General features: G+C 58.7%; 10 protein-coding genes and 1 pseudogene. 5 read left to right on the forward strand and 6 right to left on the reverse strand.

Translation table 11 applies throughout. From position 1 onward, the window contains the following. The first annotated feature begins 4 nt into the window (after nucleotides 1–4). The gene (locus tag ACOZ42_RS00165; RefSeq protein WP_426345402.1) at nucleotides 5–1,183 is read left to right on the forward strand and encodes a CobW family GTP-binding protein; all 1,179 of its coding nucleotides are present in this window, start codon (nucleotides 5–7) and stop codon (nucleotides 1,181–1,183) included. A gap of 213 nt (nucleotides 1,184–1,396) precedes the next feature. Here the strand turns inward: ACOZ42_RS00165 and ACOZ42_RS00170 are convergent, their stop codons facing one another. The 4 genes and pseudogenes from ACOZ42_RS00170 to ACOZ42_RS00185 all read right to left on the reverse strand — a co-directional run bounded on the left by ACOZ42_RS00170 (nucleotide 1,397) and on the right by ACOZ42_RS00185 (nucleotide 4,896). Continuing rightward, the gene (locus ACOZ42_RS00170; RefSeq protein ID WP_003800710.1) at nucleotides 1,397–2,374 is read right to left on the reverse strand and encodes a tripartite tricarboxylate transporter substrate binding protein BugD; all 978 of its coding nucleotides are present in this window, start codon (nucleotides 2,372–2,374) and stop codon (nucleotides 1,397–1,399) included. A gap of 221 nt (nucleotides 2,375–2,595) precedes the next feature. Continuing rightward, nucleotides 2,596–3,759 carry an MFS transporter gene (locus ACOZ42_RS00175; protein WP_039943166.1) on the reverse strand — a complete coding sequence of 388 codons (1,164 nt, stop codon included), beginning with the start codon at nucleotides 3,757–3,759 and terminating at the stop codon, nucleotides 2,596–2,598. A 174-nt stretch (nucleotides 3,760–3,933) separates the two neighbouring features. Next, nucleotides 3,934–4,110, reverse strand: a pseudogene (locus tag ACOZ42_RS00180) (MFS transporter); the annotation flags it as partial. Nucleotides 4,111–4,194: 84 nt separating this feature from the next. Beyond that, nucleotides 4,195–4,896, reverse strand: coding sequence for a glutathione S-transferase (locus tag ACOZ42_RS00185; RefSeq protein ID WP_059318414.1), 702 nt, complete (start codon nucleotides 4,894–4,896; stop codon nucleotides 4,195–4,197). Between the two features lie 124 nt (nucleotides 4,897–5,020). Here ACOZ42_RS00185 and ACOZ42_RS00190 point away from each other — a divergent pair, with 124 nt between their 5' ends. Beyond that, nucleotides 5,021–5,980 (forward strand): 5'-nucleotidase, encoded by a 960-nt coding sequence (locus ACOZ42_RS00190; RefSeq protein WP_003800704.1) that lies wholly within the window; start codon nucleotides 5,021–5,023, stop codon nucleotides 5,978–5,980. A gap of 32 nt (nucleotides 5,981–6,012) precedes the next feature. On the opposite strand, the gene ACOZ42_RS00195 is transcribed toward ACOZ42_RS00190, so the two are convergent. Further along, nucleotides 6,013–6,753, reverse strand: coding sequence for an IclR family transcriptional regulator (locus tag ACOZ42_RS00195; RefSeq protein WP_039943129.1), 741 nt, complete (start codon nucleotides 6,751–6,753; stop codon nucleotides 6,013–6,015). 252 nt (nucleotides 6,754–7,005) lie between these two features. Between ACOZ42_RS00195 and ACOZ42_RS00200 the strand changes: the two genes are divergently transcribed. Both ACOZ42_RS00200 and ACOZ42_RS00205 read left to right on the forward strand, forming a co-directional pair. Beyond that, nucleotides 7,006–8,601, forward strand: coding sequence for a sulfatase-like hydrolase/transferase (locus ACOZ42_RS00200; RefSeq protein WP_426345403.1), 1,596 nt, complete (start codon nucleotides 7,006–7,008; stop codon nucleotides 8,599–8,601). 64 nt (nucleotides 8,602–8,665) lie between these two features. Next, nucleotides 8,666–9,649 carry a Bug family tripartite tricarboxylate transporter substrate binding protein gene (locus tag ACOZ42_RS00205; protein WP_003800697.1) on the forward strand — a complete coding sequence of 328 codons (984 nt, stop codon included), beginning with the start codon at nucleotides 8,666–8,668 and terminating at the stop codon, nucleotides 9,647–9,649. A 219-nt stretch (nucleotides 9,650–9,868) separates the two neighbouring features. Here ACOZ42_RS00205 and ACOZ42_RS00210 read toward each other — a convergent pair whose 3' ends face one another. Continuing rightward, nucleotides 9,869–10,327 (reverse strand): MarR family winged helix-turn-helix transcriptional regulator, encoded by a 459-nt coding sequence (locus ACOZ42_RS00210; RefSeq protein ID WP_003800695.1) that lies wholly within the window; start codon nucleotides 10,325–10,327, stop codon nucleotides 9,869–9,871. Between the two features lie 250 nt (nucleotides 10,328–10,577). On the opposite strand from ACOZ42_RS00210, the gene ACOZ42_RS00215 reads away from it, so the two are divergent. Then, nucleotides 10,578–12,788, forward strand: a complete 2,211-nt coding sequence (locus tag ACOZ42_RS00215; RefSeq protein ID WP_003800693.1) for an indolepyruvate ferredoxin oxidoreductase subunit alpha — start codon at nucleotides 10,578–10,580, stop codon at nucleotides 12,786–12,788. The last annotated feature ends 1 nt before the right edge of the window (nucleotide 12,789 follow it).

Genomic DNA, 12,789 nt, shown 5'->3' on the forward strand with positions numbered 1-12,789 from the left:
TGCGATGCCCAAATCTGCACAAGGCCCTATCCCCGTCACACTGTTGACCGGTTTTCTGGGCAGCGGGAAAACGACTCTGATCAATCGTGCTTTGCAAGAAGCACAGATGGCCGACACCCTGGTCATCATCAATGAGTTTGGGCAGACGGCGCTGGACCATCATCTGGTGGCGCACAGCCAGGAAAACGTGATCGAGGCCATGGGCAGCGGTTGCCTGTGCTGCACCATACGGCGTGATCTGGTGCAGACCTTGCGCGACATTACCTGGCGTTTTTCGCGGGCAGGTCAGCGGCAGTTTCGACGGGTGCTGATTGAGACGACCGGGCTGGCCAATCCCGCACCCATCTTGCACACCTTGTTAAGTGATCCACAATTGGCGGGCAAGTACAGCCTGGCGGGTGTGGCGACGGTGGTGGATTTGGAGCATGGACTGGAAACGCTGGCGCGCCATGCCGAGGCACAGCGACAGGTGGCCGTGGCCGACCTGCTGCTGTTTAGCAAGCGTGACCGGGTGGATGCAGGGACTGAAACGGCGCTGCGTGAATATGTACGTGGCTTGAATCCTTTGGCGCAACAGCAGATCCTGAGGGCCGGGCAGCCTGTTGCTCCCAGCCTGTTGGGCTTGGGCGAGCAAGTCGGACAAGGACGGGCCTGGAGCCTGGAGGCTTTTGAGGTGCTGGGGCAAGATACTGGCGATCACGATCACGATCACGATCATGTGCATAGCCATAGCCATAGCCATAGCCATAGCCATGGCCACGGCACGGGCACCCTGGCTGGCAACAGCAACAGTTCTGAGTCTGCTCACCCGCAGGGAGAGCGTCCAGGAACGTCGGCGGTCAGTATGCCGGATACCTCCCGCCATGGAGACTCCATCTATTCGTTAAGCGCTCTGTTCCCCCAGCCTTTGCCTGCCGACACGCTGCAATCCTGGCTGTCGAATCTGTGCCAATGGGCGGGCCCTCGTCTCCTCCGCCTGAAGGCGGTTCTGCCCGTACAAGGCATGGACCAGCCACAGGTGATTCATGCCGTGCAGCATCAGTCCTACCCTTGGCAGACCGTGCCTCACTGGCCTTGGCTGGATCAGCAAGGGCGCATGGTATTGATCACGCAGGATCTGGATTTTCAGGAGCTTTGGGCGCGATTGCAGGAACTGGATGCTGCGGTTCGAAAGACGGATTAAGACTCGATGAGTCCGAGCCTCTCTTGGCCGGATGTCCTTTAGTCGTTAAGTCCGAGCCTTTCTTGATCGGCGTTTCTTGAATCGCCAGGAGCCTGAGGGCGCATTGCCTCTTTCTCATCCGAACAGGCTATCCACCGCTATGATAGACCGTTCCTCAAGCCGAAAAAAAGGACGCCTAAGCGTCCTTTTCAAAAGCCTTTGGGCTAAGCGATTTTATTGGGGCTCCACGCCCACTTTCTTGAACAACTCAGCCCATTGGGGCACTTGTTGCTCGACCTTGGCTTGCAGGGCTGCCGGGTTGGCCTCGTTTTGCATGACGGTGGCACCCAGGGTGGCCATGCGCTTTTTGAAATCCTCGTCGGCCAGACCTGCCTGCAGGGCCTTTACCAAGGTGTCGACTACAGGCTGGGGCGTGTCTTTGGGAGCCCACATACCGTGCCAGATGCCGACTTCAAAGTCTTTGAAGCCTGACTCCTGCATGGTGGGGACATCGGGGAATGTGGGGACCCGCTCACGGCTGGTGACGGCATATACCTTGACCTTGCCTGACTTGATTTGCTGAGTGGTGTTGGTGGTCTGGTCACACATGATGTCCACCTGCTTGCCCATCAGGTCCGCAATGGCGGGGGCCGTGCCTTTGTAGGGCACGGTCAGCAGATCGATACCCAGTGCTTCGGTGAACATGGTGCCGCACAGGTGGCTGGCTGCGCCAATTCCGGCATTGGCCAGGGAGACCTTGTCCTGGTTGTCCTTCAGGTACTGCACCAGTTCCTGGATGTTATTGGGGGGGAAGTCCTCACGGGCAATGATGGTCATGGGTACGTCCACGACAAGACCAATGGGAGACATGCCGTTGATGGCGTCATAGCCGGGCTTTTTGTAAAGCGACGGTGCGGTGGAAAAGCCGATGTGCATCAGCAGGATGTTGTAGCCATCTGGCTTGGCACGGGCAACCTGAGCCGTACCGATGGAGCCGCCCGCCCCGCCCTTGTTCTCGACCACAATGGTCTGGCCCAGTACGGGTCGCATGGACTCGGCCAAGGCGCGGGCCACGTTGTCGGTCGGGCCGCCTGCGGCAAACGGCACCACCATATTGATGGGGTGGTCCGGATAGTCCGCCGCCTGTGCGACGGCCGAGCAGGCCAACGCCGCGCCTAGACTGACCAACAGCTTGTTTAATGCAACAGCCATAATGCCTCCTGGATAAGGATTGCTTATTCTTGTGGGCGATACTTGGATACGTTCGCGAGTTGCTGCCAAACGTTAAGGAGCGGGTTTTATTCTACTGAGGGTCGCCGCGTTTCTTTTTAAGGTCTAACCCTAGGAAAGCGCTGAAATGGACTAGGGGAATATACGGGGGCAGCAGACGCGGCAAGCCGTTCTTAAGGGGGAACGGCTTGCCGGGGGGGCTGTCAGGAGGCCGGTTTGTGCAGAACAGGCGTCAGGTAGGCAATGATGGAGACCGCCGTTGCGGCAAGGGCGATCAGGCTGCAAAAGATCATCAAGCCCTGGTCCAGGCCCAGGTGATCGGCCAGCCAGCCCAGTCCCAGAATGGGCAGGATGGCGCCCAGATAGCCGGTAATCAGGTAAGTGGAGGTCAGACCGGCACGCTGGTGAGGGGGCGAGACGCGCTGCACGATGGACATGCCTCCGTACATGCACAGGCCGTGACCAAAGGCGGTCAGCAGCACGCACAAAATGAACAGCAGCGAGGAGCTGGCCCACAGGTTAATCAGCAGGGCGATACATGCCAGGGTGAAGGACAGCAGGCCCACAATGACGCTGCGCTTGGCGGGCCAGCGGCGGATCAGCAACTGAAAGCCTGAGGACAGAAACAGGATGATCCCGATAGACAGACCGCTGGTGGCCGGGCCATGCCAAGGCACCATTTGTTCCATGAAGCTGGGTGCCAGGGAAGCAAACAGGCTGAACATGGCAAAGGCGCAGCAGGCCGACAAACAGCCAATCAGATAGGGACGACGCAAATGAGTGGCGGGCAGTGTCAGCCGCGGCATCCAGGTGCGCCAGCTGCTTTTTTCCTGCACAACGGGCTGCTTGCTGGCAAGGGGTTTGATCTGGAACAGCGCATAGATGGCCAGGATGCCCAGCACCATGGAGGGAAGATAGCTTGAGAACAGCGGATTGGGTATCCATTGTGCAATCAGGCCGCCCACAACCGGGCCCAGACCAAAACCAAAAGCCAGCATCAGCGAGGTGGTGGCGGCGGCGCGTTGTACATCCCCACCCCGGTTAAATTGCCCCAGGCCGATGGAGGCCGAGGTCACAATCATGCTCGATGCCATCCCGATCATGATGCGGCTGAACAGGAAACTGCCCACGTCCCAGGCAAAGGCAGACAAGGTCACACCGCTGGTGACCAGAATCAGCCCGGTGCGCAGCACCGGCATAAAGCCTTTCAGGTCGCTCAGACGGCCCAGAAACAGCAGGCCTGTCAGACCGGCGGCCATATAAGCCACGTACAACTGGGTGATGTGGCTGGCATTCAGGTCCCACCGGTCCTGATACAGCGGGTAAAGCGGACTGGCCAGAGCGGTGCCCATCACGCCGATACACATGGCGATACTGATCCACACATAGGGGTCCCATTGGCGTTTCTTGCGGGCGGGGCGCGCGGCCAGGGAAGGGTCAGCCGGTGCCGCGGCGGGGTTCAGCATCGGCTCGATCCGGGCTTTCTGCAGAGTCTGGGCCGCAGCACTGGCGTGAAAGTCCCGGCAGCTTTGGCTGTCTTGCCAGCTTTCATACAACACCCATTGTCCCGGCGGCTGGTCCTTGCGTACGACATCAAAGCGCAGGCAGGCCGCCTTGGCCCGTGCCTGTTGAGACAGCGAGTCCGTATAGGCGTCCTGCGCCTGAGGGTCCAGCTCGGTGAAATGGTAGTGTGTCGTGCGAAAGTACGTGTCGCCCATGCAGCGTAATCCTTGCCAGCGAAATCATTCGGGACCATCAAGGATACTCTTTCAGGCCTGCGCTGACATGGCTATTCGCTGACACTAGGCTGGCTGGCGTAAATCCAGATGTATATCGGCCACATGCAACACTTCGGCCTCATGATCCGGGTCGCGCCAGCTGTCCTCACAGGCCATCTGGTGCCAGTGCTGCATGGCTGGCAGGGCGAGCAGGCTGTCCGCATAGCGTTGGCAGGCGGGGTCCAGTTTCAGACCATAGGTTTGCAGACGGAACACCACAGGGGCATAAAAGGCATCGACGGCGCTGAATCGTTCGCCGGCCAGGAAAGGCCCCCCAAAGCGGTTCAGACCTTCTTGCCAGAGGGTTTGCAGGCGTTCAAGCTCGCCGTGCAGACGCATGTCCTGTCGGTGATGCTGGGCGCGCAGTGCCACGGCAAAGGGGCATAGGGTGCGCAGGGAAGAAAAGTTGGCATGCATTTCCGCACTGGCACTGCGTGCCCAGGCCCGGGCAATCGGGTCAATGGGCCAGACGCCGGGATGCTGTTCGGCCAGATACTCGACAATAGCCAGGCTGTCCCAAATGATTTGCCCGCGCGTGTGCAGCACGGGTACGTGTCCGGCAGGGGCCATTTCGTGAAAGGCCAGGGTACTGAAGGCGGGCCCGAAATTGAACCAGCGCACATCAAAGTCCATGCCCAGGTAGCTCATCAGCAGCCAGGGACGCAGGGACCAGGATGAGTAGTGGGGATTGCCCAGGACAAGGGTGTAGTGTTTGGTGGTTGGCATGGTGGCACAGTGTCGCAAAGCGGATAGTGCTTGCACTTTAGTAGGCTTTGTTCTGCTTGGGTAGTGCCAGATCCTGCCTCGTGTTTTGGTATGCTGGTTTTTTTGCGCACTTGCGGAGCAAACCATGGCTTATGACCTGGAAAAACGGCTGGTGATCGGGCTGGCCTCCAGCGCCCTGTTTGATCTGAGCCAGTCCCATCAGGTCTTTCAGGAACAGGGCGAGGCGGCCTATCGCGACTATCAGCTGGCACGCGAGCACGAACCCCTGAAACCGGGCGTGGCCTTCTCCTTTATCCGGCGTTTGCTGGCCTTGAATGACCTGTCCCCCGACGATCCCTTGGTCGAGGTGGTGCTGCTGTCTCGCAACGATCCCAATACCGGCCTGCGGGTGATGAATTCGATTCGACACCATGGTCTGGACATTACGCGAGCCGTTTTTTTGCAAGGAGGCGATCCCAGCCCGTATATCCAACCCTTGTCGATCAGCCTGTTTCTGTCCGCCAATCAGCAGGACGTGCATCGCGCGGTGCAGCAAGGGTATCCGGCTGGACAGGTCCTGAACTCCTCTTACGAGGATGCCTATGACGATCAGCCGATTCGTGTGGCCTTTGATTTTGATGGCGTGATTGCCGATGACGAGTCCGAGCGCGTCTACCAACAGCAGGGGGGCTTGCCTGCTTTTTTCGAGCATGAAATGCGTTTGGTGCAACAACCGCATAATCCCGGCCTTTTGCAGGCTTTTTTGCTAAAACTGGCGCATATTCAGGAAGTGGAGCAGCAGCATCAGCAACACCATGCCGACTATGTGCCGCGTCTGCGTATTGCCATTGTGACGGCACGCAACGCACCCGCTCACGAGCGTGTGATCAACACCATACGCAGCTGGGGCATCGAGGTGAATGAGGCTTTCTTTCTGGGCGGCATTGAAAAGCGGCGGGTGCTGGAGGTCTTGCAGCCTCATATTTTCTTTGATGACCAGACTACCCACCTGATTCCTACTGCGCAGACTCTTCCCTCCGTGCACATCCCGTTCGGGTTTGTTAATCACCCAGCGGCCAGCGGGGTGGAGCAGGAAAAAGAGTGAAAACAGCTTAAACCACGGTGGACAGGGAGGCCTTAGGCCTGTGCCAGAGACCGGCTGACGGCGCGTGCAGCAGGCTGGATCAGGGTGGCCAGTGCCTCGGGGCTGATTGCCTCAAAGCGTTCCAGGCTTCCCAGCAAGGTCAGGCTGCCAAAGATACGCTTGGCATCATCGAAAATGGGTGCAGAAATCCCGCCTATGCCCGGATTGATCTGTTCTTTGGTGATGCAGTAGCCGGCGCGACGCAGCTCCTGCATATGCGCGGAAAAAGCCGGCCAGTCCTTGCCCAGGCGTTGTACATAATCCAGGTGCTGGTTTTTCTCGTACAAACGGCGAAGATGACGGGTAGGCAGGTACGCGGTGATGATGCGCGCCGTGGAGCTGCGGAACATGTCCATCGTGCGGCCTCGCCCAAACAGCAGCTCGAAGCGCTCGGGCCCTGTTTCCTGGTGGGTGGTCAGAATGCGTTCGCCATATTGCTGGCCAATCAGGACATCCAGCCCGGTTTGCTCAACCAGAGATCGCAACAGAGGGCGACAGCGGCTGACCAGCGGATCAAATTCGCGGATCAGCAAATCCATTTCAATAAACCGTGGCCCAGGTGCGTAGCCTTCTGGGCTGCGAATCAACAGGCCGCTATTGCATAGCTCTTTCAGATAGCGATAGGTGGTGGCGGGAGGATAGCTCAGGCGGGTGCAGATGGTCTCCACATCCAGCACCGGCGTGTGTGCACCGTACAAGTCCAGAATTTGCAACATGCGTCTTAGACTATTCATGTGCCCTCGTCAAAATGGAGTTGTTGGTTCTCTATTCTAACCACGCGGCGGCCTGTCAGTGGGGCGCAACATCGGGCAAGTCCCCCTTCTACTGGTTTATACCTAAACCATCACATTATTCGGAAATTTTTCTCAGACTGCGGTAATAATCTGGAGAACAAGCGGGTCTGTTATGCATTTGCTTACACATGGCCTACCCTTTTTGTGACGCTGGGCACGACACGGGCCCGGCATCGGTTTTTAGAGGCGGACATGGATCAGGCTCAGCCCAGTCAGGTGTCGTTGGAAATCAAGAATGTACTGTTCATCATGTGTGACCAGTTACGCGCGGATCACCTGTCCTGTTATGCCCCCGGCGGTGCATTAAAGACGCCCAATCTGGATCGTTTGGCGGCGATGGGGATGCGCTTTGATCGCGCCTATGTGAACTCGGCCGTCTGTGGCCCCGCACGGGCTTCGTATTACACCGGCCGCTACCCCTTGTCGCACCGGGTTACCTGGAATCGCGTTCCTCACCCTATCGATGAGCTGTATCTGGGCGATTATCTGGCCCAGTCCGGACGGGATTGCCATCTGCTGGGCAAGACCCATCATGTGCCGGACCCGGCTGGCGCCCGTGCCGGGCGCTTTCAGGTCCAGCCCGAGGGAGCCGAGCGCTTCTGGCAAGGGGGGTTTACGGCCATCGAGCGCTATGACGGTCACTTCGAGATGGGCCCCGATAGTGAGTACCGCCAGTATTTGCAAAACAAGGGCTATGACAGCGAGCGGCCCTGGGAAGATTATGTGATCGGCAGCCAGGACGCCCAGGGGCAGTTTGCCTCTGGCTGGTACATGCGCAATGCCAGCCTGCCGGCACGGGTCAAGGCCCAGGACTCTGAAACCGCCTACTTTACCCAGCGCGCCATGGATTTCATCACCGCCAAAGGTGAAGAGCCCTGGGCCTTGCACCTGTCTTTCATCAAACCGCATTGGCCGTACAAGGCGCCAGCGCCCTACCACGACCGCTTTGGCGCGCACGATGCCTGTGCGCCAGTGCGGGCCGAGCACGAGCGCCAGCAGGCCCATCCGGTCCATGCCGCCTATCAGCAGCATGAAGAGTCCCGGTCTTTCGCTCAGGACGAGGTCTGGCGCACGATCAAGCCCGTGTATATGGGCCTGGTCCAGCAGATCGACGATGAGGTCGGCCGTTTGCTGGACCAGCTCGAACAGCAGGATCGCCTGAAAGACACGCTGATTATTTTCAGCTCGGATCATGGTGATTTGCTGGGCGATCACTGGCTGGGCGAGAAAGAATATTTTTTTGAAAACGCTATTCGCGTGCCGCTGATCGTGGTTGATCCCCGGGCGTCGGCGAACGCCACACGCGGACAAGGCAGTGATGCCTTTGTGGAGTGTGTGGACGTGACGCCCACGATTCTGGATGCCTTGCAACTGCCCGCCCAGGAGCATCGCGTGGAAGGCCGCTCCCTGATTCCCCTATTACACGGTCAATCCGCTTGGGCTCGTGAGTATACCGTCGCCAGTCTGGACTACGCGTATCGGGAAGCCCGTCAGATCCTGGGTCGCGGGGTGGAGGAGTGCCGGGGGCTGATGCTGCGCGATGGAGACTATAAATACATACATTGGCAGGGCTATCGGCCCCAGCTGTTCGATTTGAAACAAGACCCTGACGAGCTGCACGACCTGGGCGCGGACCCGGCGTACGCAGCGGTTTGTCGGCGTATGAAAGAAGGCCTGCTGGACTGGCATGACACCCTGAAAGGGCGTGCCAGCGAAAGCTGGGCTGCAGTAGAAGATCGTACCAATGCGCATGAGCGCATGATGAACATCTTGATTGGACGATGGTAAATACGCTGCGGGGGGCTGCCAGTGTGGGTGGCGGGCCGCAATTAATAACGATAAGGAGTGGACAATGAAACAGCTTAAAAATACGACGCTGGCCCTGTTGCTGGCCGGAGTAGGCGCTCTGGCGCCGATGATGGCTCAGGCGGCCTGGCCGAGCACGGAGCAGGTACGTATTGTGGTCCCCTACCCGCCCGGCACCGAGCCTGACATTCTGGCCCGCGATCTGGGTGTGCATTTGAACAAGGCCACGGGCAAAGTCTTTGTGATTGAAAACCGCCCGGGCGCCAATGCCATTATTGGCACCGATAATGTGGTCAAGGCCAAAGGCGATGGTTCGGCCTTGCTGATGGTGGACAGTCTGGCGGTATCGACCAACCCTCTGCTCTACAGCAACCTGCCCTACAAATGGGAAAAAGACTTGAAGCCGGTCACCACGGTAGCAGGTGTGAACCTGTATCTGCTGGTGCGCAATGACTTTCCGGCCAAGGATTACAAGGAATTCATTGCCCAGGCCAAGAAGGCCAACGGAGATACCAATGTGGGCACAGGCGGACGTGGGCATGTCACGCACCTGGGCATGGGCCTGCTGGGCCGTGAGGAAGGCGTGAACTTCACTTACATTCCCTACAAAGGCATGGCCCCGGCGACCAATGCAATTCTGGGTGGCGAGACGGATGCCATGCTGGTCGGTGGCATTCTGGCATCCCAGCATGTGAATGGCGGTAAAGTCCGGATCCTGGCCGTCGGTGCAGACAAACGGACCGAGCTGCTGCCAAACGTGCCGACTGTCGAGGAAGCAGGCGGCCACGCCAACAGCATCCCTACCACTACGTTTGCACTGTTTGCTCCCGGCACCACGCCTGATGAGACGGTAAAGGAAATTCAGGAAAAAGTGGATGCGGCACTGAAAACTCCCGAGATGCAGGCGGCTTTCAAGAACCGTGGTCTGGCCCAGTTCTACACCACCCCAGCCCAGACGCTGGAGCGTGTGCAGAACGACTCCAAAGTTTATTCCGAGCTGATCCCTACCCTGGGCATTCAGCCTGAATAAACGGCGGGTCGGGTAGCGCCCTGTGCCGGCAAGCGGTCGGCCGGGGGCGTTGGAACCGGCAGGACTGCGTCAACAAAAAACACCACCCACACATCGCCTGAGCGGTGTGTGGGTGGTGTTTCTGAATGCTGGCCGTCTCTCTCTCCCACTCCTGGCTGGACCATCCAGATCCCCAGGCAGCAGGGTTAGAACCGATAGTGTGCGCGGTCGTGCTGCGTTTTACTGCTCGTTATAGTCGTGCTGCTCGGAAATCAGGCGTCGCAAGGTGGCCTTGAGGGCATTGACGTCCAGGGGTTGCAGGCGCTGGACGACCTCCTGCTCGTGCAGGCGGGCCTTGGCAATCAGGCCGGAGATCAGGGTCTGCCCTTCTTCGGTAATGCGCACCAGCGTGATGCGACGATCCACATCGTGGGCTACGCGGCGCAATAAACCTTGTTTTTCCAGTCGATCCAGCAAACGGGTGACAGTTGGTTGCTTGGTGGTCGCAATGCGCGCCAGGTGCCCAATACTGACCTCGCCCGCGCCGGACAGGGTGGACAGGACACGCCATTCGGAAATGGACAAACCGTTGCTCAGCACCACTTCGTGGAATTCGGCAGAGATCAGCTGGCTGGCCTGGGCCAACAGGGCGGGCAGGTAATTTTCGACAAAGACGGTGTCGTGTTCGGTGGGGCTCATGGTGCTTATTGTCATTACAGGCTAGTGGGTGCCGCGAATCTGCAGGGGCGTGGGCCCGAGCAGATGGTCAGGCCTGAAGACCCCGCGCGGCGGCAACAGGGCTCACTATAACCAAGCTGTCCGTTCGCGTGTCGCAAATAATTTGGCGTCTTTACTAGGGAAAACCATGAGAATGGATATGTTGAGATATAAACATATTCCGATGAAAATAAATACCATGTTCACAATACGCGGTAAGTAAGGAAAGAAAATGGCTGAGCGATCATTTGTCGAAGAAGTCAAAAAGCTGCGCCTGGGGGATGGAGACGTATTCAGTGGCGAAGGCATCTTGGCGGTGACCAAGGCCCTGCTGGAATCGGGCGTGTCCTATGTGGCCGGTTACCAGGGTGCGCCTATCTCGCACTTGATGGACGTGCTGGCCGATGCCCAGGACATCTTGCAAGAGAACGGAATCCGTTTTGAAAACAGCGCCAGCGAGGCGACCGCGGCGGCCACACTGGCTGCGTCGGTCAACTACCCGCTGCGTGGCGCCATCACCTTCAAAGCGACGGTAGGCACCAACGTGGCCTCTGACGCGCTGGCCAACCTGGCCTCGGGTGGGGTCAAGGGCGGTGCGCTGATCATCGTGGGCGAAGACTACGGCGAAGGCTCGTCCATCATGCAAGAGCGCAGTCACGCTTTTGCCATGAAGTCGCAAATGTGGATGCTGGACCCGCGTCCTAACCTGCCCTGTATTGTGCAAGCGGTCAAAGACGGTTTTGATTTGTCTGAAGCGTCCAACACCCCTGTCATGTTGCAGCTGCGCATTCGCGCCTGCCACGTGCATGGTCAGTTTGTGGCCTCGGACAACCGCCGCGCCAAATTCACCATTAAAGAAGCCATGGAGCAGCCCACACGCGACATCAATCGCATTGTGTTGCCGCCTGCCAGCTTCCTGCATGAAAAAGAAAAGATCGAACAGCGCTGGCCGAACGCCGTCAAGTTCATCGAAGAGCGTCAGCTCAATGAATTCTTTGCTGATGGCACCGACGATGTGGGTCTGATCGTTCAGGGCGGTGGCTACAACACCGTGATCCGCGCTTTGGAACACCTGGATCTGGCCGATGTGTTTGGCGAATCCAAAGTGCCCATGTACGTGATGAACGTGGCCTACCCGCTGATCGAGTCCGAAATCGTCCGTTTCTGCGAAGGCAAACGTGCGGTGCTGGTGCTGGAAGAGGGTCAGCCCAACTTTGTGGAACAGAACATTTCCGACATCGTGCGTCGCCACAATGTGGACGTCACCCTGCACGGCAAGGACCTGCTGCCACTGGCCGGTGAATACAACACCGCCACCATGCTCAAAGGCCTGCGCGCTTTCATGGAAAAATATGGCCGCGTCGAGCCTCTGGCTCCTCGCAAACCACGTGTGATCCCGATGAAAGTCGAGACGGTGGAGCGTCCAAAAGCGGAACAAGCCAGCCTGGTGGACGTGGAAGCCGCCGAAGTCAAACCGTTGGGCAGCCTGGACGAAAACGTTCATGCCCGTCCTCCCGGGTTTTGTACTGGCTGTCCCGAGCGTCCTATCTTTACCGCGTTGAAACTGGTGGAGCGCGAACTGGGCGAACACCACGTCTCTGCCGACATTGGCTGTCACCTGTTCTCCATTTTGCCGCCCTTCAATCTGGGTAACACCACCATGGGCTACGGTCTGGGCGGCGCCGGTTCGGCAGCCTTGAACGTGGAGTCCGACAAGCGCGCCATCTCGGTCATGGGTGACGGCGGTTTCTGGCACAACGGTCTGACCAGTGGTATTGCCAATGCGGTATTTAACCGCAGTGACAACCTGACCATTGTGATCGACAACAGCTACACCGCCGCCACGGGCGGTCAGGACATCCTGTCCTCCAAGGCCAAGAACGAAACGCGCAGTACCGGTCACCTGATCGAGAAAGCCGCGCGTGGCGTGGGTGTGGAATGGCTGCGCATGATCCGTCGCACCTACGACCTGAAGACCATGACGGCCACTTTGCGTGAAGCCCTGACGACCAAGGAAAAAGGTCCCAAGGTGCTGGTGGCGCAAAGCGAATGTATGTTGAACCGTCAGCGTCGCGAAAAAGGCCAGGTCCGCAAGGCAGTGGCGGCAGGTGAGCGCGTGGTGCGCGAGCGCTTTGGCGTGGACCCGGACACCTGTACCGGCGATCACTCCTGCATCCGTCTGTCCGGTTGTCCGTCGCTGTCGATTCGCCCCAACCCGGACGCTCTGCGTCAGGACCCGGTGGCCAATGTGATGAACAGCTGTGTGGGTTGCGGTCTGTGTGGTGAGGTTTCCCACGCGGCGATTCTGTGCCCCTCGTTCTACCGGGCTCAAGTCGTCAGCAACCCGACTGGCTGGGACAAGTTCCGCGAAAAAACCCGCCGTGGCTTTATTGGCTGGTTGCAGCGTCGTGACGCTGCCCGTCGTGATCGTCTGGCCTTCTAAG

This window comes from Alcaligenes sp. HNGD-HTN06 (assembly GCF_049932565.1).
GTDB lineage: Bacteria > Pseudomonadota > Gammaproteobacteria > Burkholderiales > Burkholderiaceae_B > Alcaligenes > Alcaligenes ammonioxydans.